Source organism: Mesorhizobium sp. M1329 (assembly GCF_040318035.1).
Classification (GTDB): domain Bacteria; phylum Pseudomonadota; class Alphaproteobacteria; order Rhizobiales; family Rhizobiaceae; genus Mesorhizobium.
In genome coordinates, this window is record NZ_JAMYLN010000002.1 from 33,856 (window position 1) to 58,980 (window position 25,125).

The 25,125-nt window shown below is 64.3% G+C and carries 21 protein-coding genes; 10 read left to right on the plus strand and 11 right to left on the minus strand.

The window, feature by feature from the left end:
• Positions 1–188: 188 nt before the first annotated feature.
• A complete protein-coding gene (gene rpe, locus NKH21_RS01960; RefSeq protein ID WP_352663881.1) occupies positions 189–866 on the plus strand; it encodes a ribulose-phosphate 3-epimerase in 678 nt (225 codons plus the stop codon).
• Between the two features lie 40 nt (positions 867–906).
• Positions 907–2,430: a malonate--CoA ligase gene (locus NKH21_RS01965; RefSeq protein WP_352862914.1), complete on the plus strand. Its 1,524-nt coding sequence runs from the start codon at positions 907–909 to the stop codon at positions 2,428–2,430.
• Here NKH21_RS01965 and nagA read toward each other — a convergent pair.
• The 4 genes from nagA to NKH21_RS01985 are packed head-to-tail and all read right to left on the minus strand — an operon-like array spanning position 2,427 to position 6,290.
• Complete coding sequence (nagA, locus tag NKH21_RS01970) at positions 2,427–3,605, minus strand: N-acetylglucosamine-6-phosphate deacetylase (protein WP_352663877.1); 1,179 nt, start codon at positions 3,603–3,605, stop codon at positions 2,427–2,429. The genes NKH21_RS01965 and nagA overlap by 4 nt on opposite strands.
• Positions 3,602–4,633: an SIS domain-containing protein gene (locus NKH21_RS01975; protein ID WP_352663875.1), complete on the minus strand. Its 1,032-nt coding sequence runs from the start codon at positions 4,631–4,633 to the stop codon at positions 3,602–3,604. Before NKH21_RS01975 ends, nagA begins: the two co-directional genes overlap by 4 nt.
• Complete coding sequence (locus NKH21_RS01980) at positions 4,630–5,412, minus strand: GntR family transcriptional regulator (protein WP_352663873.1); 783 nt, start codon at positions 5,410–5,412, stop codon at positions 4,630–4,632. Before NKH21_RS01980 ends, NKH21_RS01975 begins: the two co-directional genes overlap by 4 nt.
• Positions 5,409–6,290 carry a glucosamine kinase nucleotide-binding domain-containing protein gene (locus NKH21_RS01985; RefSeq protein WP_352663871.1) on the minus strand — a complete coding sequence of 294 codons (882 nt, stop codon included), beginning with the start codon at positions 6,288–6,290 and terminating at the stop codon, positions 5,409–5,411. The genes NKH21_RS01980 and NKH21_RS01985 overlap by 4 nt, the downstream gene beginning before the upstream one ends.
• Before the next feature lie 199 nt (positions 6,291–6,489).
• Here NKH21_RS01985 and NKH21_RS01990 point away from each other — a divergent pair, with 199 nt between their 5' ends.
• The 6 genes from NKH21_RS01990 (at position 6,490) to NKH21_RS02015 (ending at position 12,799) form a co-directional block, all read left to right on the plus strand.
• Positions 6,490–7,449 (plus strand): N-acetylmuramic acid 6-phosphate etherase, encoded by a 960-nt coding sequence (locus NKH21_RS01990; protein WP_352862915.1) that lies wholly within the window; start codon positions 6,490–6,492, stop codon positions 7,447–7,449.
• Positions 7,450–7,451: 2 nt separating this feature from the next.
• Complete coding sequence (locus NKH21_RS01995) at positions 7,452–8,711, plus strand: ABC transporter substrate-binding protein (RefSeq protein ID WP_352862916.1); 1,260 nt, start codon at positions 7,452–7,454, stop codon at positions 8,709–8,711.
• Between the two features lie 240 nt (positions 8,712–8,951).
• Positions 8,952–9,875: a carbohydrate ABC transporter permease gene (locus NKH21_RS02000; RefSeq protein WP_023718922.1), complete on the plus strand. Its 924-nt coding sequence runs from the start codon at positions 8,952–8,954 to the stop codon at positions 9,873–9,875.
• Positions 9,876–9,887: 12 nt separating this feature from the next.
• Positions 9,888–10,727, plus strand: a complete 840-nt coding sequence (locus NKH21_RS02005) for a carbohydrate ABC transporter permease (RefSeq protein WP_023718923.1) — start codon at positions 9,888–9,890, stop codon at positions 10,725–10,727.
• Positions 10,724–11,785 (plus strand): Gfo/Idh/MocA family protein, encoded by a 1,062-nt coding sequence (locus tag NKH21_RS02010; protein ID WP_352663865.1) that lies wholly within the window; start codon positions 10,724–10,726, stop codon positions 11,783–11,785. Before NKH21_RS02005 ends, NKH21_RS02010 begins: the two co-directional genes overlap by 4 nt.
• A gap of 15 nt (positions 11,786–11,800) precedes the next feature.
• A complete protein-coding gene (locus NKH21_RS02015; protein ID WP_352862917.1) occupies positions 11,801–12,799 on the plus strand; it encodes an ABC transporter ATP-binding protein in 999 nt (332 codons plus the stop codon).
• Between the two features lie 208 nt (positions 12,800–13,007).
• Here NKH21_RS02015 and NKH21_RS02020 read toward each other — a convergent pair whose 3' ends face one another.
• The 5 genes from NKH21_RS02020 to NKH21_RS02040 all read right to left on the minus strand — a co-directional run bounded on the left by NKH21_RS02020 (position 13,008) and on the right by NKH21_RS02040 (position 19,218).
• Positions 13,008–13,853 (minus strand): fumarylacetoacetate hydrolase family protein, encoded by an 846-nt coding sequence (locus tag NKH21_RS02020; protein WP_352663861.1) that lies wholly within the window; start codon positions 13,851–13,853, stop codon positions 13,008–13,010.
• A gap of 29 nt (positions 13,854–13,882) precedes the next feature.
• Complete coding sequence (locus tag NKH21_RS02025) at positions 13,883–14,614, minus strand: SDR family oxidoreductase (protein WP_254815741.1); 732 nt, start codon at positions 14,612–14,614, stop codon at positions 13,883–13,885.
• 177 nt (positions 14,615–14,791) lie between these two features.
• Positions 14,792–17,164: an aldehyde dehydrogenase family protein gene (locus NKH21_RS02030; protein WP_352862918.1), complete on the minus strand. Its 2,373-nt coding sequence runs from the start codon at positions 17,162–17,164 to the stop codon at positions 14,792–14,794.
• A gap of 13 nt (positions 17,165–17,177) precedes the next feature.
• The gene (gene deoC, locus NKH21_RS02035) at positions 17,178–18,227 is read right to left on the minus strand and encodes a deoxyribose-phosphate aldolase (RefSeq protein ID WP_352663857.1); all 1,050 of its coding nucleotides are present in this window, start codon (positions 18,225–18,227) and stop codon (positions 17,178–17,180) included.
• A 163-nt stretch (positions 18,228–18,390) separates the two neighbouring features.
• On the minus strand, positions 18,391–19,218 hold the full coding sequence (locus NKH21_RS02040) for a ferredoxin--NADP reductase (protein WP_352862919.1): 828 nt from the start codon (positions 19,216–19,218) through the stop codon (positions 18,391–18,393).
• A 218-nt stretch (positions 19,219–19,436) separates the two neighbouring features.
• On the opposite strand from NKH21_RS02040, the gene NKH21_RS02045 reads away from it, so the two are divergent.
• Positions 19,437–21,521, plus strand: coding sequence for a hydantoinase/oxoprolinase family protein (locus NKH21_RS02045; RefSeq protein WP_352663853.1), 2,085 nt, complete (start codon positions 19,437–19,439; stop codon positions 21,519–21,521).
• Position 21,522: 1 nt separating this feature from the next.
• Positions 21,523–23,397: a hydantoinase B/oxoprolinase family protein gene (locus tag NKH21_RS02050; RefSeq protein ID WP_352862920.1), complete on the plus strand. Its 1,875-nt coding sequence runs from the start codon at positions 21,523–21,525 to the stop codon at positions 23,395–23,397.
• On the opposite strand, the gene NKH21_RS02055 is transcribed toward NKH21_RS02050, so the two are convergent.
• Both NKH21_RS02055 and NKH21_RS02060 read right to left on the minus strand, forming a co-directional pair.
• Positions 23,299–23,955: a methionine ABC transporter permease gene (locus NKH21_RS02055; RefSeq protein ID WP_352663849.1), complete on the minus strand. Its 657-nt coding sequence runs from the start codon at positions 23,953–23,955 to the stop codon at positions 23,299–23,301. The genes NKH21_RS02050 and NKH21_RS02055 overlap by 99 nt on opposite strands.
• Positions 23,936–25,000, minus strand: coding sequence for a methionine ABC transporter ATP-binding protein (locus NKH21_RS02060; protein WP_352663953.1), 1,065 nt, complete (start codon positions 24,998–25,000; stop codon positions 23,936–23,938). Before NKH21_RS02060 ends, NKH21_RS02055 begins: the two co-directional genes overlap by 20 nt.
• Positions 25,001–25,125: the final 125 nt, after the last annotated feature.

Here is a 25,125-nt window from a genome sequence, read left to right on the forward strand (position 1 = left end):
GGTTCGCGTCACCCAAACCCGCCGGAGCGGTCCGGCGGGTTTTTTCTTTGGCGGGCAGATGAAAGGGCAGCGCAAACCTGAAGCCGTGGCGTCGGCGGAAGGACAAACCGGCTTCCACTTTCCGCACTCATGGTCTAGGCAGTCGATACAGAGGGTCTGTAAACTGAGGCGTTCAGGAAGGCCGCACCATGAGCAAAAAAACCCTGATCGCGCCATCGGTGCTGGCTTCCGATTTCTCGAAGCTCGGCGACGAGGTCGAGGCGGTGGCGGCGGCCGGCGCCGACTGGATACATCTCGACGTCATGGACGGGCATTTCGTCCCCAACATCACCTTCGGGCCACCGGTGATCAAGGCGATCCGCAACCGCACCAAGGCCTTCTTCGACTGCCATCTGATGATCGCGCCGGCCGATCCGTATCTGGAGGCCTTCGCCGAGGCCGGCTGCGACGGCATGACGGTGCATGCCGAGGCCGGGCCGCATCTCGACCGGTCGCTGCAGACGATCAAAAACCTTGGCAAGAAGGCCGGCGTGTCGCTCAACCCGGCGACACCGGAAACGATGATCGAATACGTGCTCGACCGGCTTGATCTGGTCCTGATCATGACGGTCAATCCGGGCTTCGGCGGCCAGGCCTTCATTCCGGCGATCGTCGACAAGGTGAAGCGGGTGAAGGCGCTGATCGGTGGCAGGCCGATCAGGATCGAGATCGACGGCGGCATTTCGCCTGAAACTGCGCCCCTGGTCACCGCCGCCGGCGCCAGCGTGCTGGTCGCCGGTGCGGCCATCTTCAAGGGCGGCAGCGTCGAGGCCTACCGGGCAAATATCGAGGCAATCAGGGCGGCGGCGGACAAGGCGGCCGGCTGACCGCTGCCGCCTGGCCCGGAAACCGCGGCTCGGGGGACTTATGAGCAACCATCTGTTCGATGCTTTCCGTGCCCGGATGCCCGCGCCCGAACGCCTTTTGATGGAGGCAGAGGATCGGCGCTCGATCAGCTATGGCGAAATGCTGGCGCGCTCCGCTCAACTGGCACATGCGCTGTCGCAGCTGGGCGTCGAAGCCGGCGACCGCGTCGCCGTTCAGGTCGAGAAGAGCCCCGAGGCCATTTTCCTTTATCTCGCCTGCCTGCGTGCCGGCGCGATCTTCCTGCCGCTCAACACCGCCTATACACTGGCCGAGCTCGACTATTTCTTCAGGGATGCCGAGCCGCGACTGGTCGTCTGCGACCCGGCGCGACTGACCGAGATAGGCGCTTTGGCGCAGGCCTCGGGCGCTGCGGTCGCGACACTCGGCAGCAAGGGCGAGGGTTCGTTGACCGATCGCGCCTCTGAGGCGGCCGTGGACTTCCACGATGTGGCGCGCGGACCGGACGACCTTGCTGCGATCCTCTATACGTCCGGGACCACCGGCCGTTCGAAAGGCGCCATGCTCAGCCACGAAAACCTCGCCTCGAATGCGCGGGTGCTCGTCGACCTCTGGCGCTTCACTGCCGCAGACGTGCTGATTCACGCGCTGCCGGTTTTCCACACGCATGGCCTTTTCGTCGCCACCAATGTCGTCCTGATGGCCGGCGCCTCGATGCTGTTTGAAACCAAATTCGACCCGGCCTGCATCGTCTCGCTGCTGCCGCGCGCCACCGTCCTGATGGGCGTGCCGACCTTCTACGTCCGCCTGCTGCAGCAGGACGGTTTGAACCGGCAAGCGGCGAAAAACATCCGCCTGTTCATTTCCGGCTCGGCGCCGCTTTTGGCCGAGACGCACAGAACCTGGCGAGAGCGCACCGGCCACGCCATCCTCGAGCGCTACGGCATGACCGAGACCAACATGAACACGTCGAACCCGTATGAGGGCGAGCGGCGAGCAGGCACAGTCGGGTTTCCCCTGCCCGGCGTCTCCCTGCGCATCGCCGATCCCCATGGCGGCGAAACACTTGCCCGGGGCGAGGTCGGCATGATCGAGGTCAAGGGCCCGAACGTCTTTTGCGGCTACTGGCGCATGCCGGAAAAGACCAGGGCCGAATTCCGTGACGATGGGTTCTTCATCACCGGCGATCTCGGGCTGATCGATGCCGACGGCTATGTCCACATCGTCGGCCGCGGCAAGGACCTGATCATTTCCGGCGGCTACAATATCTATCCAAAGGAAGTCGAGAGCGAGATCGACGCGCTGCCTGGTGTCGCCGAAAGCGCTGTCATCGGCGTTGTCCATCCGGATTTCGGCGAAGGCGTCACCGCTGTCGTGGTGCGGGCGCCGGGCTCGACCATCAGCGCCGCAGGGATCATCGAGGCCATCGCCGGGCGCCTCGCCAGGTACAAGCATCCGAAACGGGTGGTCTTCGTCGACGAACTGCCGCGCAACACGATGGGCAAGGTGCAGAAGAACCTGCTGCGCGAAGCCTACAAGGACCTCTATACGTCCAAACCGGGCTAGGCCGGATGGATAGCGTTAGCTGCAAAAACCTTGGCGCCATCGATCCAGACGCTTTTAATGTCCAGATCGTCTGACAGCGAAACGATGTTGGCGGCGGTTCCCTTGGCGAAGCGCCCGTGCCGGTGCGACTGGCCGATCGCTTGCGCCGGATAGAGCGAGGCCATGCGCAAGGCTTCGTCGAGGCCGAGGCCGACGACGCGGTGCACGAAGCGCACCGCGGAAATCATGTCGAGATCAGCGCCCGCCAGCGTGCCGTCGGCAAGTGTCAGCCTGCCATCCTTGCGGTGGATGGTGCGGCCGTTCAACGTGAACGAGGTCATGTCTGTGCCGATCGTCGCCATGGCGTCGGTGACGAGCAGGATCTTGCCCGGCCCCTGCTTGGCGCGCAAGGCGATGGCCATGGTGGCCGGATCGACATGGATACCGTCGGCGATGATCCCGGCATAGAATGTGCCGGTATCGATTGCGGCGCCCGCCAGCCCCGGCTCGCGATTGCCGATCTGGCTCATTGCGTTGAACAGATGGGTGACCACCGTTGCGCCGGCCTCGGCAAAGGCGCGAGCCGCGGCATAGCCGGTATCGGAATGGCCGATGCTGACGACAATGCCGGCCTTGCTAAGTGCCGACACCTGGCCGGGCTCGACGGATTCGGGCGCCACCGTCGTCAGCAGCACGGGCAGGTTTTTCCGTGCGGCGATCAGCATCGCCTGGTCGGAGTCTAGCATCGGCCGGATCAAAGCCGGGTCATGCGCGCCCTTGCGGGCGATCGACAGATGTGGCCCTTCGAGATGCAGGCCCAGGAACCCCGGCACCTTCCTCCGTGCCGCCTCGGCTCCGGCCGCAACCGCCGCGGCGGTGATCCCGGACGTGTCGGTAATCAGCGTCGGCAACAGCGCCGTCGTGCCGAAGGGTGCGTGCGCCCGGCAGATGGCCTCGATCGAGGCGAGGTCGGGATGGTCGTTGAGCATAACGCCGCCGCCGCCATTGACCTGCAGATCGACGAAGCCAGGCGCCAGCATGCCGCCGCCGGTCTCGATACGCGCAACATTGGATGGAATGGCGCCGGCGGCAACGATGGCCTCGACGAGCCCGTCGCGCACGACAAGCGCCGCATTGTCGTGCCAGTCGTCGCCATCGAAAATCCGGGCGCCAGTCAGGGCAAAGCGATCGCTCATAGGGTTTCCGTCACCTTGCGCAGATTGGGCGGCGTGTCGGGGTCGAGGCCGCGATGGCGGGCAAAAGCCTCGACGAAACCATAGAACGACACGATCAGCGTCAGCGGGTCGGTCAGCGGATGACCGGTGGCGACATGCGGCAGCGGCCGCGCGCCCTTTGCCTTGTTCGACGTCACAAAGACGGCGGCGCCCTTGCCGGCCAGGCTGTCGGCGGTCTCGGCAACCGAAGGCTCTGAGGCGTCGCGAGCAGCCAGAGCCAGCACAGGGAAGCCGGGACCGACCAGCGCCAGTGGGCCGTGCATGACCTCGGCGGCACTATAGGCTTCCGCATGCATGCCGCAGGTTTCCTTGAATTTCAGCGCCGCCTCGTTGGCGATCGCCGCCGACGGGCCACGGCCAAGGATGAACAGAGATTTTTGCGTCTCGAGTGCCCCGGCCAGCGCCATCCAGTCGCAGGCGATCGCCTTGCGAAAATGCTCCGGCAGGCGGGCGAGTGCGGCGAGCAACTTGTCGTCGCCGGTGCTGTGCGCCATCAAGGCGAGGCCGGCGACCGCCGAATTGACGAAGGTCTTGGTCGCCGCGACGCTGAGCTCCGGTCCGGCCAAGATATCGATGGCGTAATCCGAGGCGCGCGCGAGCGGCGAATCGGCGGTGTTGGTGATGGCGACGGTCAGCGATCCGCCGGCCCGCGCCGCTTGAGCCATTGCGACGATGTCCGGGCTCTTGCCGGACTGCGAGATCGCCAGGCAGGCCGAGCCGCCCAGCTTCAGCTTGGCGCCATAGATCGAGGCGATCGACGGGCCGACCGATGCAACCGCCAGCCCGGCGGTCAGCTCCACGGCATATTTCATGAAGGTCGCGGCATGGTCGGACGAGCCGCGCGCCACGGTGACGACGAAATTCGGGTCGCGCTCGCGAATGCCGCGTCCGGCTTCCGTCAGCACCGCGGCCGAACCGTCGAGCAGGCGGGCGGTGGCCTCCGGGATCTCCTCGATCTCGCGCCGCATATGGGTAATTGTTGCGCTCATGGCCGGCCCTCTTCGCCCGGCCCGCTCAGCCGGAGTTCGGCGACAAAATCATAGGCGTCGCCCCTGTAGATGGAGCGGGTGAACTCGATCACCTTGCCGCTCGCCAGATAGGAGATACGCTCGATGTGCAGGCCGGCAATGCCCGGCGGCACTTCCAGCAGATGCGCGTCGCTATCGCCGAGATTGGTGGCGGAAATGCGCTGCACCGCCCGCACCGGCCTGTTGCCGGTCTTTTCCAGCGCGGCGTAGAGAGACGAACCGATCGCCGCCGGATCGGGCAGCACGCTTGTCGATAGCGAGGCGCGCTCGATCGCCAGCGGCGTGTCGTTGGCGATGCGAAGGCGCGCCACGCGCGCCACCAGTTCGTTCGACGCCAGGCCGAGCACCATCATCTCGTCGGGCGACGGCGGATAGAGGCCGCGGTCGAGCCAGGCCGAACGCACCGCCATGCCGCGCCGCGCCATGTCTTCAGTAAACGAGGTCAGCATCGACAGCGACTGCTCGACGCGCTCCATGCGCGGCGCAACGAAGGTGCCGGAACCATGCCGCTGGACGAGGATGCCGCCCTTGACCAGGTCTTGCACCGCCTTGCGCACGGTGACGCGCGAAATATCGGCCTTGCTGGCGATGTCGCGCTCCGATGGCAGCGCATCGCCCGGTCCGATCAGCCCGCGTTTGACCGCATCCTCGATGCTTTTCCTCAGCTGCAGATAGAGCGGTGCGCCGCTCTGCGACGATTGTCTCAGCGCCGCGAATATCTGGTCGGCGGCCTCGCTCATCGCGCTGCCTCCGCCGTGTTCGCAAAAATCCGAACCGCCATCTGCACCGCGCCGCCCAGCGCGTCGTCGAGCGGCGGTTTCAGCAGCGCCCGGTAGCGGGCCGACAGGCGCGGCGCGTAAAGCGGCGCCAGCCCGCCGAGCAGGCAGAGCGGATCGTCGCCACCCAGGTCGAGCACGCCAAGCGCTGCCTCGACATCGGCGACCGCCTTGTCGAGGATCGAGATAGCGACGGCGTCGCCTTTTTCGGCATGTTCGAACACCTTGGGCGCGAAGCCGCCGAAGTCGCCGGGCTTGGCATTGGTGGTGAACTCGACCACATCCTCGGGATTGTTGCGGAAGATGGCGAGCATGGCCTCTGTCAGCGGCGATCCCTGGCGGATGCCGTCATAGGCGAGCAGCGTCTGTTCGAGCAGGTCGCGGCCGATACGGGCGCCGCTGCCCTGGTCGCCGACCTGGAACCCCCAGCCGCCGATGGCGCGCGACTTGCCTTGTTTGCGCGCCATATAGGCGGTGCCGGTGCCGAGTATGGCCATGGCGCCGTCGCCGGAGCCGACCGCGCCTTCAAGTGCGATCTCGGCGTCGGTCTCGACACGGCTGCTGCGGAACGGCAGGATCGCTTCCAGCTGCTGCCGATAGGTGCCGACATTGGCGCCGGCAAGGCCGAGAACGGCCGGAGTTTGCGGGATCAGTCCGGGATCTCTGCCCGCGGCGACAAAGGCCTGGTGCGCTGCATCGACGATATTGGCCCTGGCGCCGGTGAGATCGGTGCGGATGTTGGCGGCACCGCTTTTGGCGCGGCCGAGGAGGCTGCCGTCGGCCGTTGCAAGGGCCGCCCTGCAGCTGGTGCCGCCGCCATCGATGCCGAGCACGAATTTCACGCGATTTCTCCTCCGGGCGGATAATACCAATAAAATACCAATAGCCAAGGATTAATTTCTGTTTCAAAAAAGTTAAGGCGTAGTTTGTTGGAAAATCAGCCAATTTCGTCCGCAAGCCTGCACCGCCGCAACGATTTCATTAATGCGTGTGGACAAGTGGTATTTTTTTGGTATGGTTTTCTCGATTGGAGGAAAGCGGATGGCCGAAACGCGCACCGAAGCGCTTCACCACAATGCCGAGGGACTGGATATCCAGGCCCCGGAAGCCGTCCTTTCCTCCTTGGCCAACGCACAGATCGAGGCCGCCAAGGCCGTGCACGGCGCCATTCCTGCCATTGCCGCGGCAGCCGAAATCATCGCAAGCAGACTGAAAAGCGGCGGCAAGCTCGCCTATGCGGCTGCTGGCAGTTCGGGCCTGATGGCACTGGCCGATGCGCTTGAGCTGCCGGGCACTTTCGGCATCCAGCGCGACCGCATCGCCATACTGATCGCCGGCGGCGAGGAGGCCTTCAAGACACTGGCCGGCGGGCCGGAGGACGACACCGAGGAAGCTTCGGCAGCAGTTGCCGCCGCCCGCATCGGCAAGGGCGACTGCCTGATCGCCGTCTCGGCCAGCGGCTCGACACCCTATGCTGTCAGGGCGATCGAGGACGCCAGGCGCCGCGGCGCGGCGACCATTGCCATCGCCAACAACAGGGATGCGCCGCTGCTGCGGCTGGCCGACATCGCCATCCTGCTCGAAACGCCGCCGGAGCTGATTGCCGGCTCGACGCGCATGGGCGCCGGTACCGCCCAGAAGATCGCGCTCAACATGCTGTCGACGCTCGCCGCCATCCATCTCGGCCATGTCCATGACGGCTACATGGTCAACCTCATGGCCGACAACATCAAGCTGCGCGACCGCGCCGCACGCATCGTTGCCGCCGTAAGCGGGCGCGACAAGGACGAGGCAGCCCGCCTGCTCGAAAAGAGCGGCGGCGTCGTCAAGACCGCCATTCTGCTCGCCGCCGGCGCCGCCAGCGCCGATGCAGCCGAGAAGATATTGGAAGGGACCGGCCACAAGCTGCGGCCAGCCCTTTCCGCGATCGAGGGGAGCAAGGGGCGCAATGCCTCTGTTCTCATCAAAACCGAACCTGAAAAAGGTCAACAGGGAGACTGAGCATGACAACGAAGCTACTGACGGCACTTCTTCTCGGCACCAGCATTCTCGGCTCCGCCGGGGTGGCTTATGCCGACGACGTAACGCTCAACATCGAAAGCTGGCGAGGCGACGACCTTGCCATCTGGAAGGACAAGCTGATCCCGGCCTTCGAAGCCAAGAACCCGGGCATCAAGGTGGTGTTCGCGCCGTCGGCGCCAACCGAATATGACGCCGCCCTCGGCGCCAAGCTCGCCGCCGGCTCGGCCGGCGACCTGATCACCTGCCGCCCGTTCGACAAGTCGCTGGAACTCTTCAAGAAGGGCAATCTTGCCGATATCTCGACATTGCCCGGCATGGAGAACTTCTCGCCAGTGGCCAAGGCGGCCTGGCAGACCGACGACGGCAAGGTGAGCTTCTGCGTGCCGATGGCCTCGGTCATCCATGGCTTCATCTACAACAAGGACGCCTTCGACAAGCTCGGCCTCAAAGTGCCGGAGACCAATGAGGAGTTCTACGCCGCGCTCGACAAGATCAAGGCCGACGGCACCTACATCCCTATGGCAATGGGCACCAAGGATCTCTGGGAAGCCGCGACCATGGGCTACCAGAACATCGGCCCGAACTACTGGAAGGGCGAGGAAGGCCGCCTGGCGCTGATCAAGGGCGAGCAGAAGCTGACCGATCCGCAGTGGGTCGAGCCCTTCAAGGAACTGGCCAAGTGGAAGGACTATCTCGGCGACGGCTTCGAGGCGCAGACCTATCCGGACAGCCAGAACCTGTTCACGCTCGGCCGCGCCGCCATCTACCCGGCCGGTTCGTGGGAGATCGGCCTGTTCAACACGCAGGCGCAGTTCAAGATGGGCGCCTTCCCGCCGCCGGTGCAGAAGGCCGGCGACACCTGCTACATCTCCGACCACACCGATATCGGCATGGGCCTCAATGCGGCCTCGAAGAATGCGGATGCGGCCAAGACCTTCCTGTCCTGGGTGGCCTCGCCGGATTTCGCCACCATCTACGCCAACGCGCTGCCAGGCTTCTTCAGCCTGAACAACACCCCGGTGAAGATGGAAGACCCGCTGGCCCAGGAATTCGTCTCCTGGCGCGGCAAGTGCAAGTCGACGATCCGCTCGACCTACCAGATCCTGTCGCGCGGCACGCCGAACCTCGAAAACGAGACGTGGGTTGAATCGGCCAACGTCATCAACGGCACCGACACGCCGGAAGCGGCCGCCAAGAAGCTGCAGGACGGCCTCGACAGCTGGTACAAGCCGGCGAAGTAAGAGCGCGGCGAAGCGTTGTCTCCCCCCTCGAGGGGGAGATGTCGCCGAAGGCGACAGAGGGGGTCGGTCGAGGCAGGCCGCGGCTTGATCGTTGCTGAAAGGCGCGGTCGAACGACGATGGCGCGCTGCCTCGGCCGACCCCACCTGCCTCGCTTCGCGAGGCACCCTCCCCTCGAGGGGGAGGGAGGCGCCGTGCCCTTTGACGGCAATTGCAAGACCTGATCGGCGGGGACCGAACGCATGGCCGCAGCACCGAAAAGACCATTCCGTTGGCATATCGGCGTTTTCCTGGCGCCGGCGTTGCTGGTCTATACGGCGATCATGATCCTGCCGCTGGCCGGCACGCTGCAGCTTTCCTTGTTCCGCAACATCAATCAGTCGCAGGTCTTCGTCGGACTGGAAAATTTCCGCATGCTGTTCGGCGATCCCAACTGGTCGGTCAATTTCTGGAATGCGCTCAGGAACAATGTCTGGTTCTTCATCATCCACATGCTGGTGCAGAATCCGATCGGCGTCCTTTTGGCAGCACTTCTGTCCAGCCCCAGGCTGCGGTTTTCCGCCTTCTACCGCACGGCGATCTTCGTGCCGACGATCCTGTCCTTCGTCATCGTCGGCTTCGCCTGGAAGCTGATCCTGTCGCCGCTATGGGGCGTGGCGCCGCATATGATGGACCTTGTCGGCCTGAAAAGCCTGTTCACGCCCTGGCTAGGCAAGGCGCAATACGCGCTGACCGCGCTCAGCCTGATTTCGGTCTGGCAGTTCGTCGGCATCCCGATGATGCTGATCTATGCGGCATTGCTGTCCATCCCCGAAGAGGTGATCGAGGCTGCCGAATGCGACGGGATCACCGGTATGGCGCAGTTCTGGAAGATCAAGCTGCCGCTGATCCTGCCGTCGATCGGCATCATCTCGATCCTGACGTTCGTCGGCAATTTCAACGCTTTCGACCTGATCTACACCGCGCAAGGCGCGCTGGCCGGACCGAACTATTCAACGGATATTCTCGGCACCTTCCTCTACCGCGCTTTCTTCGGCTTCCAGCTCCAGGTCGGCGATCCCAACATGGGCGCGGCGATCGCCACGATGATGTTCCTGATCATCCTCGGCGGCGTCTGCGTCTATCTGTTCCTCGTGCAGACGCGCTTGCGTCGCTACCAGTTTTAGGGGAGCGTGACCATGAGCACCGCAACCCGCTCGCTGCCCCGCACCATCGGCGCCCACGCGATCCTATTGACCTACACCGCGATCGCGCTGTTTCCGGTGATCCTCGTGATCATGAATTCGTTCAAATCGCGTGCCGGTATCTTCGGTGCGCCGCTGACGCCGCCGACGCCGGGGACCTTCGACCTGATCGGCTACACCACGGTGATCGGCCAGGGCGACTTCATCCACTATTTCCAGAACAGCCTTGTCGTCACCGTCGCCTCGCTGTTCTTCGTGCTTTTGTTCGGCGCCATGGCTGCGTTCGCGCTGTCGGAATACCGCTTTCGTGGCAATTCGCTGATGGGGCTTTACCTGGCGCTCGGCATCATGATCCCGATCCGCCTCGGCACCGTCGCCATCCTGCAGTTGATGGTGGCGAGTGGACTGGTCAACACGCTGACGGCGCTGATCCTGGTCTACACGGCGCAGGGCCTGCCGCTGGCCGTTTTCATCCTGTCGGAATTCATGAAGCAGGTCTCCGACGATCTGAAGAATGCGGGCAGGATCGATGGCCTGTCCGAATACACGATCTTTTTCCGGCTGGTGCTGCCGCTTGTGCGGCCATCGATGGCGACGGTCGCGGTCTTCACCATGATCCCGATCTGGAACGATCTGTGGTTCCCGCTGATCCTGGCGCCGTCGGAGGAGACCAAGACGGTGACGCTGGGCGCACAATTGTTCCTCGGCCAGTTCGTCACCAACTGGAACGCCATCCTGGCCGCCCTGTCGCTGGCGATCATGCCGGTGCTGATCCTCTACGTCATCTTCTCGCGGCAGCTGATCCGCGGTATCACTTCGGGAGCGGTCAAGTGAATTCGCAAACACCCCTTCGCGTTGTCGTCGCCGGCCTCGGCAATATGGGGCGCAGCCATGCGCTGGCCTATCACACTAATCCGGGGTTTCAGATCGCCGCGCTGGTCAACCGCTCCGATGTGCCGCTGCCGGAAGGGCTTTCGACCTACGCCATCCGGCGTTCCTTCGACGAGGCGCTGCGCGATGAAAAGCCAGACGTCGCCTGCATCGCCACCTATTCCGACAGCCATGCCGACTATGCCGTCAAGGCATTCGAGGCCGGCTGCCATGTCTTCGTCGAAAAGCCGCTGGCAACGACGGTCGCCGATGCAGAACGCGTCGTCGCAGCAGCCAAGGCCAACGGCAAGAAACTGGTGATCGGCTATATCCTGCGCCACCACCCGTCCTGGATCAGGCTGATCGCCGAGGCGCGGAAGCTCGGCGGCCCTTACGTGTTCCGCATGAACCTCAACCAGCAATCCTCAGGACATACCTGGGAGACGCACAAGCAGCTGATGCAGACGACGTCGCCGATCGTCGATTGCGGCGTGCATTATCTCGACGTGATGCTGCAGATCACCGACGCCAGGCCGGTCGAGGTGCGTGGCATGGGGCTGCGGCTGAGCGACGAGATCGCAACGTCGATGTACAATTACGGGCACCTGCAGGTGCTGTTCGACGACGGCTCGGTCGGCTGGTACGAGGCCGGCTGGGGGCCGATGATTTCGGAGACGGCTTTCTTCGTGAAAGACGTGATCTCGCCCAATGGCTCCGTGTCGATCGTCATGAAGGAGGGCGCCAGGTCCGACGACATCGATACCCACACCAAGACCTCGACCATCCGCCTGCACAGTGCGGCAACCGGCGCGGACGGCAAGTTCGCCAAACCGGATGAGATGCTGTCAATGCAAGGCGAGCCCGGCCATCAGGACCTCTGCGACCTGGAACAGGCGTTTGTGCTGAAGGCGATCCGCGAGGATCTAGACTTGACCCGCCACATGGATGACGCGGTGAAGTCGCTCGCCGTCTGCCTGGCCGCCGACGAGAGCGTACGCAGCGGCCTCGCCGTGAAACTCTAGAACAGGGACTAAGCCGTGGGCTCGCTGAACATCGAGAACGTGAAAAAGGCCTTCGGGCCGGTCGAGGTGCTGAAGGGCATCAACCTCGAAGTGACCGATGGCGAGTTCGTCGTCTTCGTCGGTCCATCCGGCTGCGGGAAGTCGACGTTGCTGAGGGTCATCGCCGGACTGGAGGACTCGACCTCGGGCCGCGTGGTCATCGACGGGGCGGACGTCTCCGCAACGCCGCCGGCCAAGCGCGGCATCGCCATGGTGTTCCAGACCTACGCGCTCTACCCGCATCTGACGGTGAAGAACAATATGGGCCTCGGCCTCAAGCAGGCGGGCACGCCGACGGCCGAGATCGACCGCCGCATCGGCATCGCTTCCTCGATGCTGTCGCTAGAGCCCTATCTCGAGAGGCGGCCGGCCGAATTGTCCGGCGGCCAGCGCCAGCGCGTCGCCATCGGCCGCGCCGTGGTGCGCGAACCCAAGCTTTTCCTGTTCGACGAGCCGCTGTCGAACCTCGATGCCGCGCTGCGCGTCAACACCAGGCTGGAGATCGCGCAATTGCATCGCCGGCTGAAGGCAACGATGATCTATGTCACTCACGACCAGGTCGAGGCGATGACGCTCGCCGACAAGATCGTCGTCCTCAACGCCGGAAAAATCGAGCAGATCGGCGGCCCGATGGAGCTATACAATTCGCCGGCTAACGAGTTCGTGGCCGGCTTTATCGGCTCACCAAAGATGAATTTCGTCGACGGTGCCAGGCTTGGCGAAACGGCAAAGACCATCGGCGTCCGTCCCGAACATTTGACGGTGGATCCCAAAGCCGGCGCCTGGAAAGGCACGGTCGTCCACGCCGAGCACCTTGGCGCCGACACCAATCTCTATCTCGACTGCGAGAAGGCCGGTTTGATCACCGTGCGCATCTTCGGCGTCTACAACGCCGAACCCGGCGCCACGCTCTATGCGACGCCGGATCCGGCGAAGACATACCGGTTTGGAGCCGATGGCAAGGTGCTGGAGTAGGCGCCGACTCCCCTTCTCCCCTTGTGGGAGAAGGTGGCCGAGCGAAGCTCGGTCGGATGAGGGGTGCTGGAAGGATCGCTGCCCTGAAAGCGTACGTGCCTAAAATCCCCTGATGTTTTCATGCCTCGTTTCTTCCAACACCCCTCAACCGTCTCGGCGCTGCGCGCCGATCCACCTTCTCCCACAACAAGGGGAGAAGGGAAGGTTTCTACAAATCCGCCTTGAACGTCTGCTTCTGTATACCAAGCCCTTCGATACCGAGCTCGACCACATCGCCGGGCTTCAGGAACACCGGCGGCTTCATGCCGAGGCCGACGCCGGGCGGCGTGCCGGTCGAGATGATATCGCCCGGGTGCAGCGACATGAACTGGCTGAGATAGGAGACGAGATAAGCGACGCCGAAGACCATGGTCTTGGTCGAGCCGTTCTGCATCGTCTTGCCGTTGACCGTCAGCCACATAGGGATGTTCTGCGGGTCCTTGACCTCGTCCTTGGTCACCAGCCACGGACCGATCGGCCCGAACGTGTCGCAGCTCTTGCCCTTGGTCCACTGGCCCTGGCGCTCGGCCTGGAAGGCGCGCTCGGAGACGTCATGCGCGACGCAGTAACCGGCGACATAGTCCAGCGCCTCGGCTTCGGTGACATATTTTGCGGTCTTGCCGATGACCACGCCGAGCTCAACTTCCCAGTCGGTCTTCACCGAGCCGCGGGGGATCAGCACGTCGTCATTCGGCCCGACAATGGCCGAGCTTGCCTTCATGAAGATGATCGGCTCCGGCGGCACGGTGGCGCCGGTTTCGGCGGCGTGGTCGGAATAGTTGAGGCCGATGCAGATGAATTTGCCGGTGCCGGCGACGCAGGCGCCGATCCGCGGCTTGCCGGAAACCGCCGGCAAAGATTTCACATCGAGCTTCGACAATGTCTCAAGCGATGCCGGGTCAAGCGCCTTGCCGGCAATGTCGGTGACATGGGCGGAGAGGTCGCGGATCGTTCCATCGGCATCGAGCAGGCCGGGGCGTTCGCTCCCCGCCTCGCCATAGCGCAGCAGTTTCATAGAATTCCTCTCCTTGATTTGAGATGAGCTTAGATCGACCAGCCACCGTCGATATTATAAGCCTGCCCCGACGTATAGGTGGCGCCAGCGAGATAGACGGCGAGATCGGCGATTTCCTCGGGTGTGCCGAGGCGGCCCATCGGCTGGCGGGCGATGAAGGCCGCGCGAGCTGCTTCGTAATCGCCCTGCGCATGCATGCGGTCCTGCAGCGACGGGCTTTCGACCGTGCCCGGACAGATCGCATTGCAGCGTATGCCCTTGCCGACATAGTCGGCCGCGACCGATTTGGTCAGGCCGATGACGGCTGCCTTGGTCAGCCCGTAAACGAAGCGGTTCGGCACGCCCTTGGTCGAACTGGCCAGCGATGCCATGTTGATGATCGAGCCGTCGCCGCGCTCCAGCATGCCGGGCAGCACGGCGCGGATGGTGCGGATCATCGAGCGAACATTGAGGTCATAGGCAAAGTCGAGATCGCCGTCCTTCATCTCGAGGATCGACCCGGAATGGACGAAGCCGGCGCAATTGAACAGCACGTCGACGGCGCCGATCTCGGCAAAAGCGGCGTTCACCGCCTCGTCGTTCAGCACATCCAGCTTGCGGGTCTTGATGCCGGGCGTCTTGCCGAGGTCGGCGAGCACCACCTCGTTGATGTCGGTGGCATGGACGACGGCGCCGGCCTTGGCGAAAGCCAGGGCGCTCGCCCGGCCGATGCCTTGCGCCGCCGCCGTGACGACAACGATTTTGCCTGTCAGATCCGCCATGCTTTTCTCCTCGCCCGTCTATGATCGTTCGGCTTTTTACCGGCACAAGGCCGGGGCGCAATGTGCCAGGGGAGCACTACCATCCCGCCTGTTTCGATATTCGCCTGCCAGCCAAATGTTTTTTCTCGGTAAAGAACATCTTTTGGCTCGTCAAGCCCGGACGTCCTTCCGGGACATTCAGTCGCCGTAGGGCACCCAGACGTTCTTGACCTCGATCGCACGGCGCAGCAGGGTATCGCCGGCTGCTTCGTTCAACGCCCAGTCGAGGCTGTGGCCGTTGCCGGTCCAGACGCGTTTGAGATTGCCGATGGACTCGGCCTCGGCCTTGGCGCAAGTCTCGGCATCGGCGAACACCCAGAGCCCGTCAACATCGTCATGCTTGGCCAGTACGCCGGCCAGCTCGGCGCTACGGCCGGTGACGATATTGATGGCGCCCGCCGGAACGTCGGAATATTCGATGACCTGGTAGAGGTCGGTGGCAAGCAGCGGGTATTTTTCGGACGGCACGGCGACCACGGTGTTGCCCATGGCGAGCGCAGGCGCCACCAGCGAGATCAGGCCGAGCAAAGGCGCATTGTCCGGCGCGACGATACCGACGACGCCGACCGGTTCGTGCAGTGCCAGTGTGACGGCGCGGGCTGGCGGCTGGTGGACGCGGCCCTCGAATTTGTCGGCCAAGCCGGCATAGAGGAACAGGCGCTCGATCGACAGCTCGACCTCGTCGCGCGCCGCCTTGGCGGTCGCGCCGGTGAGCTGGGTCAAACGGGCGGCAAACTCGTCGGCGCGGCCGGAAAGGTTTTCGGCCAGGTAGTAGAGCACCTGGCTGCGGTTGTAGGCGGTCGCCTCCGGCCAGGCCTTGCAGGCGCGCGCGGCCGCGACGGCGTCACGGATATCCTTGCGGTTGCCGAGCCCGGCCTCGCCGGCAAGCTTGCCCTTGGCGGTGGCGACGGCGAAGGAATAATTTCCGTCCGGCCGGACCTGCTTGCCGCCGATGAACAGTTTTGCCGTGCGGTCGATGGCGTCGCCTTCCGGCTGCTCGACAGGTTGGGCCGAAGACGTTGCCGGTTTGATGGTCGGGCTGAGCGGCAGTTTTGCCGAGAGATATTCGAACATGCCCTCGCGCCCGCCTTCGCGGCCAAAGCCGCTCTCGCGATAGCCGCCGAAACCGCAGGCGGCGTCGAACATATTGGTGCCGTTGACCCAGACGACGCCGGCCTTCAATTGCGGCGCGACGTGCAGCGCAAGATTGATGTTCTCGCTCCACACCGAAGCGGCCAGGCCATAGCGCGTGTTGTTGGCAAGCTCGACCGCTTCCTCGGTGTTGCGGAAGGTCATGGTGGCGAGCACCGGCCCGAACACCTCTTCCTGTGCCAGAATGTTAGTCGGCGAAACACCTGTCGCCAGCGTTGGCAGATGGTAATAGCCCGAGGCGGGCAGTGCCGAGTCCGGCTGCCAGCAGATCGCGCCCTGCTTGGCGCCTTCGGCGATCAGGCCCTTGACGCGATCGAGCTGGGTCAAATCGACCAGCGGGCCGATGTCGGTGTTCTTGTCGAGCGGGCTGCCGACGCGCAGCCGGCTCATCCGCGTCTTGACCTTGGCGATGAAGGCGTCGGCGATGCCTTCCTGCACCAGCAGGCGCGAGCCGGCACAGCAGACCTGGCCCTGGTTGAACCAGATGCCGTCGACCAGACCTTCGACGGCGCTGTCGAGGTCGGCATCCTCGAAAACGACAAAGGCCGACTTGCCGCCAAGCTCCAGCGACAGTTTCTTGCCCGAACCGGCAGTGGCCTTGCGGATGATCTTGCCTACCTCGGACGAACCGGTGAAGGCAATCTTCTGGATGCCGGGATGGTTGACGATGGCCGCGCCCGCCTCCGGCCCGCCCTGGACGATGTTGACGACGCCCTTCGGCACGCCGGCGCGTCCGCAGATCTCGGCAAAGAGGATGGCGGTGAGCGGCGTGAATTCCGCGGGTTTGAGCACCACGGTGCAGCCCGCGGCGAGCGCCGGCGCGATCTTCCAGGCGAGCATCAAGAGCGGGAAGTTCCACGGGATGATCTGGCCGACGACGCCGACGCCCTTATGGCCTGGAAAATCCCTGTCCAGCGCCTGCGCCCAGCCGGCATGATGGATGAAATGGCGGATGGCGAGCGGCACGTCGATGTCGCGGCTTTCGCGGATCGGCTTGCCGTTGTCGATCGATTCCAGCACCGCGAACAGCCGTTGGTGACGTTGCATGGCGCGGCCGATGGCATAGAGCACTTTGGCTCGGCTGTAGCCGGTGCTGGCGCTCCATTTCGGCAGCGCTTTTGTGGCGGCCGAAACCGCAGCGTCGATATCGGCGGCACCAGCGTCCGACACCTTGGCCAGCAATTTGCCGGAGGCGGGATCGCTGGTGTCGAAGGTCTTGCCTCCGCTGGCTGCCTTCCAGTCGCCGCCGATGAACAGCGCTTTGCCGAAATCCCGCGCGGCAAGCCACCCATCGGCCTCGTTGCGGGCTTCCGGCGCCGGCCCGTAATCCATGGCGTGATAGCGTTCGAGAATGTTCATGAAGCGCTCCGAATCACGCCATCGCGTGGCGATGATTGGCCGAGTAGTGGCCTGTCAGATGATGCTCGAGTTGGCGCTCGATGTCGGTCAAAAGGCTTGATGCTCCGAAGCGAAACAGCTCCGGCTCCAGCCACGGCCGGCCCAGTTCTTCTTTCATCAGCACCAGCCAATCGAGCGAGGCTTTTGCCGTGGAAATGCCACCGGCCGGCTTGAAGCCGATGAGATAGCCGGTTTCCTCGAAATAGGCGCGGATGGCGCGCACCATGGCAAGGCCAACCGGCAGCGTCGCGTTGACGCTTTCCTTGCCCGTGGAGGTCTTGATGAAATCTGCGCCCGCCATCATCGCCACCATCGAGGCGAGCATGACGTTGCGCAGCGTCGCGAGGTCGCCGGTGCCGAGGATCACCTTCAGATGCGCCTCGCCGCAAGCGGCGCGCATCGAGACAATCTCGTTATAGAGCTCTTGCCATTTCGCCCCGAATACCAGGCCGCGCGGGATGACGACGTCGATCTCGTCGGCGCCGTCGCGGACCGATGCTTCGATCTCCTGCAGGCGCGTCGAAAGTGGGGCAAGGCCATGCGGGAAAGCCGTCGAAACGGCGGCGACATGGACGCCGCTGCCGCGCAGCGCCTCGACGGCAGTGGCGACGAAGGGATGATAGACGCAGACCGCCGCCGGGCGGATCTGTTCACCGGTAATGCCGAGCCCCTCGGCAATGTCGCGGCGGAACGGGTTGACTGCCTTGGCACAGAGCCGGCGCACGCGCTCTTCCGTGTCGTTCGAGTTCAGCGTCGTCAGGTCCATGCAAGCGACGGCGCGCAGCAGCCAGGCGGCCTGGTTATCGGCCTTGATCGAGCGTCGTTTGGTCAGGCTGGCGACGCGGCGTTCCAGCGCCGAACGGTTGACGCTGCGCACCGATTCCATGAAGCCGAGATCGAGCCTCATGCCGGGATTGCGGGCAATGCCATGGACCTGCGGCACCGGCGCATTGGCGGCGGCGCGCGCCGGCAGCGGCGTGATCTTGGACGTGCCGAGATCGGTTTCGCGGATTGTGCTGCTCATCTCCTGCCCCTTGTTCAGCGACTTATGCCGAAGATAGACCGTGAAGCAGCGCTTCACGAGTCCTTCAAGCGGTCATAGCGGAAAAAGGCAGTCAAGGCAGCCGATTTTTGACCGTATGATCAAAATCAAGGTCGCAAACCAGTGGACGCTGAGCTGCCGCGTCTCAGCCGACGAAGGCGCGCTCGACGACGAAGCTTGCCGGATGATGCAGCGAGCCTTCCTGGAAGCCGTGGCTTTCAGCCAGCTCCTTGACGTCCTTCAGCATATGCATCGAGCCGCAGATCATGATGCGGTCGGTCTCGGGATTGAGCTTGTCGATGCCGAGATCGGTGTAGAATTTGCCCGAGCCGATCAGCGCGGTGATGCGGCCCATGCACTCGGAGGTCTCACGCGTCGTTGAATTGTAGAGCGTGACGCGGCCACCGGTCAGCTCGCCGATCAGCGGATCATTCTCCAGTGCGGCCACCAGCTCCTGGCCGTAGGTGAGTTCAGCATTGTCTCGGCAGGTATGGGTCAGGACCACCTGCTCGAACTTCTCATAGGTGTCGGGATCGCGCAGCAGGCTGGCGAAGGGCGCGATGCCGGTGCCTGTCGAGATCATGAACAAGCGCTTGGCCGGCGTCAGTGCGTCGACCACCAGCGTACCGGTCGACTTCTGCCGCATGATGACGGTGTCGCCGATCTGGATCTTCTGCAGCTCCGAAGTGAGCGGGCCGTCCGGCACTTTGATCGAGAAGAATTCGAGTTCGTCGTCCCAGGCAGGGCTGGCGATCGAATAGGCGCGGAACACCGGCTTCTCGGCATTTGGCAGGCCGATCATGACGAACTCGCCGGAGCGGAAGCGCAGCGACTGCGGCCGGGTGATGCGGAACGAAAACAGCCGGTCGGTATAGTGCTTCACCGAGACGACAGTTTCGGCATAGACATTGGCCGGTATCGGGAACTGCAACGGCCGGGCGCCGGCAGTGTTGAACGCGGATGTGGTGTCCATCAAACCTAACCTTCCGGGCCAGCTCAGCGCCCGCGCCAAATCTTCACCTGCGCGCCCGAACCGGTCAGGTTCCAGCGTGCCGTTTGCACACTCCGAAGCGGTAAGCTCTTGTGTCCGGAATTTATTAGTATACAAACGATATTTGCGTCAAGACGCCGCCGTAAAACAGCTTTCCAAACTGAGGCATGTAAGCAGTTCGGGCATTTCGGGTTTCGACAATGGAACAGAATTTTTCGGCGCAAGCTCTGGATTCGGCGGGCAGTGTCGTCGCCGGCATAGATGTCGGCGGAACCTTTACCGACCTGCTTCTGATCGACGGCCGTGATGGTGGCCGGGTGCATATCGCCAAAACCCCGACGACGGTCGACAACCAGGCCTTCGGCGTCGTTGCAGCGCTTGGTGCCACCGGCTTTCCCGTCGACGGCATCGACCTCATCGTGCACGGCACGACGACCACGACCAACGCCGTTCTGGAGCGCCGGTTGGCCAAGACCGGCATGATCACCACGCGCGGCTTTCGCGACGTGATCGAGCTAGGCCGGCGGACACGGCCGCAACCCTATGGAATGACAGGCACCTTCGTGCCGATCATTCCGCGCAATCTGCGGCTCGAAGTGTCGGAGCGGGTCGAAGCCTCGGGCGCGGTGCGCATCCCGCTCGACGAGGCCGAGATGCGGACAGCGATTTCACAACTGATCGCGGCCGGCTGTGAATCCCTCGTCATCCATTTCCTGCATTCCTACGCCAATCCGGCGCATGAGCGGCGCGCCGCCGAGATCGCCGCCGAGCTTTGGCCGAACGGCTACATCACGACGGGCCACGCGCTGCTTTCGGAAGCGCGCGAATTCGAGCGCGGGGTGACCGCTTCGGTCAACGCTTCGGTGCAACCGATCCTCGAACGTTATGTCGAGCGGCTGCGTAAGGAGCTGGCATCAAAAGGCTACGCCCGCGACTTCCTGATCATGAACGGCAATGGCGGCATGATCTCTGCCCGTTTTGTCACACGTGAGTCGGCCAAGACCGTCATGTCCGGCCCCGCTTCCGGCGTCATTGCCGCCGCCTATACGGGAAAACGCGCCGGCTTCGAAAACCTGGTCACCTACGACATGGGCGGCACCTCGACCGACGTGGCGCTGATCCGCAACGCCGAGCCGGCGGTGTCGAACGAGATCGAGATCGAATATGCCATGCCGATCCATGTGCCGATGGTGGCGGTGCATACGGTCGGCGCCGGCGGCGGCTCGATCGCCCGCGTCGATGCGGCCGGCCTGATCCAGATCGGCCCGGAAAGCGCCGGCGCCAATCCCGGGCCGATCTGCTACGGACGCGGCGGCTTGGAGCCGACCATCACCGACGCCAATCTGGTGCTCGGTCGGCTAGCGCCGAAAAAGCTGCTTGCGGTGGAAAACCCGGTCACCGTCGAACGCGTCACCGGCATATTCGAGGACAGGATCGGCCGCGCCACCGGCCTATCCGGCGTCGAGGCTGCGGGTGCGGTGCTGCGGCTCGGCAACGTGAAGATGGCCGGCGCCATCCGCATGGTTTCGGTATCACGCGGCCACGACCCGCGCGATTTCGCGCTGTTCGCCTTCGGCGGCGCCGGGCCGCTGCATGCGACGGCATTGGCGCGCGAGCTCGGCCTGCCCAAGGTGCTGGTGCCGGCGCGGCCGGGCATTACCAATGCGCTCGGCTGCGTCGTCGCCGACCTCAGGCACGACTTCGTCAACACGGTCAACCAGCCGGTGGCCAGTCTCGATGAAACCCAACTCCACGACACATTGGAACGGCACCGAAACGAAGGCGAAGAGCTGATCGGCAAGGAAGCGGTGAAGCCGGAAACGATCCGCGTCACGCATTCCGCCGACATGCAGTTCGTCGGCCAGACGCATATCATCAACGTGCCGCTGCCGTCGTCTGCGGTGACGCGCGAGGTACTGCAGCAACTGTTCGAGAAGGCCTATTTCGCCCGCTTCAAGGTCCAGCTGCCGGAAATCCGCGCCAATCTGGTCAACCTCAACACCTCGGTCACCGGCGTGCGGGCGGCGATCGATCTGTCGCGGCTGATCGACCCGGCTGGCCGCGCCAAGACGCTCGAAGAGGCGCGGCGCGAAATCCGGCCGGTCTGGTATGGCGGGCGCTGGTACGACACGCCGGTCTACAGCAGGGAAAAACTGCCGCTCGACGCCGTCATCATGGGGCCGGCGATCCTCGAGCAGATGGACGCCACCACCGTGCTGGAGCCGGGCGACCGGGCGCGATCGGATGCCGATGGCAACATCATCATCGATATCGGTGAGGCCTGAGATGGAAAAACTCGACGCGATCACCCTTTCGGTCATCCAGGCGGCCCTGCAGCAGGTCTGCGACGAAATGGACCTGACGTTTTCGCGCGCCGCGTTCTCGCCTGTCATCGCCGAGGCCAATGACCGTTCGGATGGCATCTATTCGGCGCTCGATGGTTCGCTGATCGCGCAAGGCAGCCAGGGCCTGCCGGTGTTCGTCGGCGTCATGCAGTATTCGACCAAAACCGTGATCGAGATGATCGCCGACGGACGCTGCCTGCCGCCCGAGCCGGGCGATATCTACATCGTCAATGACCCCTATCTCGGCGGCACCCATCTGATGGATGTGCGCTTCGCCATGCCGGTCTACCGGGACGGCAAGATATTCTGCTGGCTGTCGAACACCGGCCACTGGCCCGACATCGGCGGTTCGGTGCCGGGCGGCTTCTCCGCCTCGGCAACGGCGGTCGAGCAGGAAGGTTTGCGGCTGCCGCCGGTGAAGCTGTTCAAGAAGGGCGTGCTCGATCGCGAAATCTACGCCATCATCTGCTCGAACATCAGGGTTGCCGACCAGCGCATCGGCGACATCCGGGCGCAGGCCGCGGCACTGCTGATCGGTCAAGATCGACTGAACGGAATCCTGGATCGTTACGGGGATGAAACGGTCGTCGATGCGATCGCCGAACTGCGCCGCCGCGCCGCCGAACAGATGCGCGCGAACATATCAGCCATTCCCAACGGCATTTATCGGTCGCGGGCTTTTGTTGATTCCGACGGCGTGGTCAACGAGCCGCTGACTATCGCGCTGGCGGTCGAAAAACAGGGCGACACGCTCAGCTTCGACTTCTCGGGGTCGTCAAAGCCTTGTGCCGGGCCGATGAACAGCGTGCTGGCGACGACCTTGTCCTCGGTGTATCTCGCCATGCGCCATATTTTCCCCGACGTGCCGATCAGCGCCGGCGCATTCGAGCCGCTGATCGTCAAGCGGCCGGAAGGCACTTTCCTCGACGCCAAATATCCGCGTCCGGTGTCGGGCTGCGCGGCCGAAGTCTCGCAGCGCATCGCCGAGGCGGTGTTCGCGGCGATGGTACAGGCGCTGCCGGACAAAGTGACGGCGGCTCCGGCCGGCTCCAGCGGCAATTTCGCGCTCGGCGGCAACGATCCGGCCCGCGGCCGCGATTATGTCATGTACCAGATCTCCGGCGGCGGCTATGGCGGCAATGCCGGTCACGACGGCCTGACCAATGGCTGCTCGACCATCGGCATTTCCAAGTCGCCACCGGTCGAAATCATGGAGCAGGCCTTCCCGGTGCTCTACCGCCACTACGCCCTGCGCGAAGGCTCGGGCGGCGCCGGCAAGCATCGCGGCGGTTTCGGACTTGCCTATGAGGTCGAGATCCTGCGCGGCGACGCCCGCGCCTCCTTCGTCATGGATCACGGCCGCTTCGGCCCGCAAGGCGCGCTCGGCGGCAAGGACGGTGCGGTCAACACGGTGACCGTGTTCCGCGACGGCGAGGCGCATGTGCCTGCGCATCTCTCCAAGGAGCAGGACATCACGCTGAAGGCAGGCGACCGCGTGCGCGTCGGCACGCCGGGCGGCGGCGGCTACGGCGATCCGTTGCAACGGGACGCCGATCTGGTGTCGAGGGATGTCGCGCTGGGCTATTACACGCCCGCAGAAGCCGCCGAAAAGTTCGGCGTCGCTCTCTCGGCGGATGGATTGGGGATCGACCGCCACGGAAAAGAGGCGCGCCGGCTGACGGCGCGGCCCTGGATTTCCGTCATTTGCGGCCAACGATCAGTTGCGGTGGTCCAGCCTCGCGACCAGCCGGTCGCCGGCCCACTGGATGCCGCAGACCAGGGCGATCAGGACGATGACAACGGCGATCATGACTGACGTTTCGAAGCGTTGGTAACCGTAGCGGATGGCGAGGTCGCCGAGCCCGCCGGCGCCGATGGCGCCGGCCATGGCCGAGGCGCCGATAAGCGTCACCAGCGTCACCGTGAAGCCGGCGACGATGCCGGGCAACGCTTCCGGCACCAGCACCTCGCGAATGATCGTCCAGCGGTTGCCGCCCATGGCGCGCGCCGCTTCGATCAACCCGTGGTCGACCTCGCGCAGCGACACTTCGGCGATGCGGGCATAGTAGGGCGTCGCCGCGATCGACAGCGGCACGATCGCTGCCCAGGTGCCGATCGAGGTGCCGACGATCAGCCGCGTCACCGGGATCAGCGCAACCAGCAGGATGATGAAAGGCACCGAGCGGAAACCGTTGATGACCGCGCCAAGCGCGCGGTTCACCCACAGGTTTTCGGCGATGCCGCCGCGGTCGGTGGCGACCAGCGCCAGGCCGAGCGGCAGCCCGAAAACCAGCGAGATTAGGCCGGAGGCGGCCGTCATCAGGATCGTTTCCCAGATCGAACGGACGAGAAGCTCAAACAGAACCGGCGACATGGCCAAGCACCTCCACCCGCGCATTGCGGGCTTTCAAGAACGCGATCACCTCTGCCAGGTGAGCTTCATTGCTGCCGGCGATGGCCACGAACAGCGTCCCGACAGGCTGCTGCTGGACGTGATCGATGCCGCCATGCACGAGGCGGAACGAGCCGGGAACTGCCGAGGCAAGATCGGACAAAAGCGGGCTTCGCGCGGCCTCACCCGCCACGTCGATCCTGAGGATCGCTTCCACGCCGGCGTTCTGCGTTAGCCGGGTTGCGATCTCCGCCGGCAATTGCGGCCTGATGCCGCCGAGCAGGCTTTGCGTGATCGCCGACTTCGGATCGGCAAACACCGACCAGACCGGCCCTTGCTCGACGATCCGCCCGGCGTCGATCACCGCGACGCGGTCGGCGATCGAACGGATCACCTCCATCTCATGGGTGATGAGCAGGATGGTCAGGCCGAGCTGCCGGTTGATGTCTCTGAGCAAGGCAAGGATGGAGCGCGTCGTCTCCGGGTCCAATGCCGAGGTCGCTTCGTCCGACAGCAGCAGCGCCGGGCGCGCCGCAAGCGCCCGGGCAATGCCGACGCGCTGCTTCTGCCCGCCCGACAGCGAGGCCGGATAGGCTTTCGCCTTCTCCGACAGGCCGACGAGCTCGAGCAACTCGGCGGCGCGCGCCAGGCGTTCGGCCTTGGGCCGGCCTTCGATTTTGAGCGGCAGCGCTACATTGTCTTCGACCGTCTTGGCGGACAGCAGGTTGAAATGCTGGAAGATCATGCCGATGCGCCGGCGCAGCGGCTGCAATTCGCGCTCGCCGAGCCGGCTGATGTCGCGACCTTCGATGAAGACCTGTCCTGTATCCGGCCGTTCCAGGCCGTTCAGGCAGCGTATCAGCGTCGACTTGCCGGCGCCGCTGCGGCCGATGATGCCGAGGATCTCGCCCTGGCGCACGCTGAGCGATACGCCGTCCAGCGCCGCTGTCGCGCCAAAGCGGCGCTTCAGCTCGATTAGGCGTACGACATCGTCCGGTCCCGCGGCACGGTTGCCGGCGGAATGCATGACTTCGGCAACCGGGGCGAAATGCTGGTTCATGAAAGTTCCTGTTTAGTGTCCCGCAAACGCGATCGCGGTCCGCGTTGAAGCGCGGACCGCTTTATCACGCCGGGCTTCAGCGCCCAGTCGAG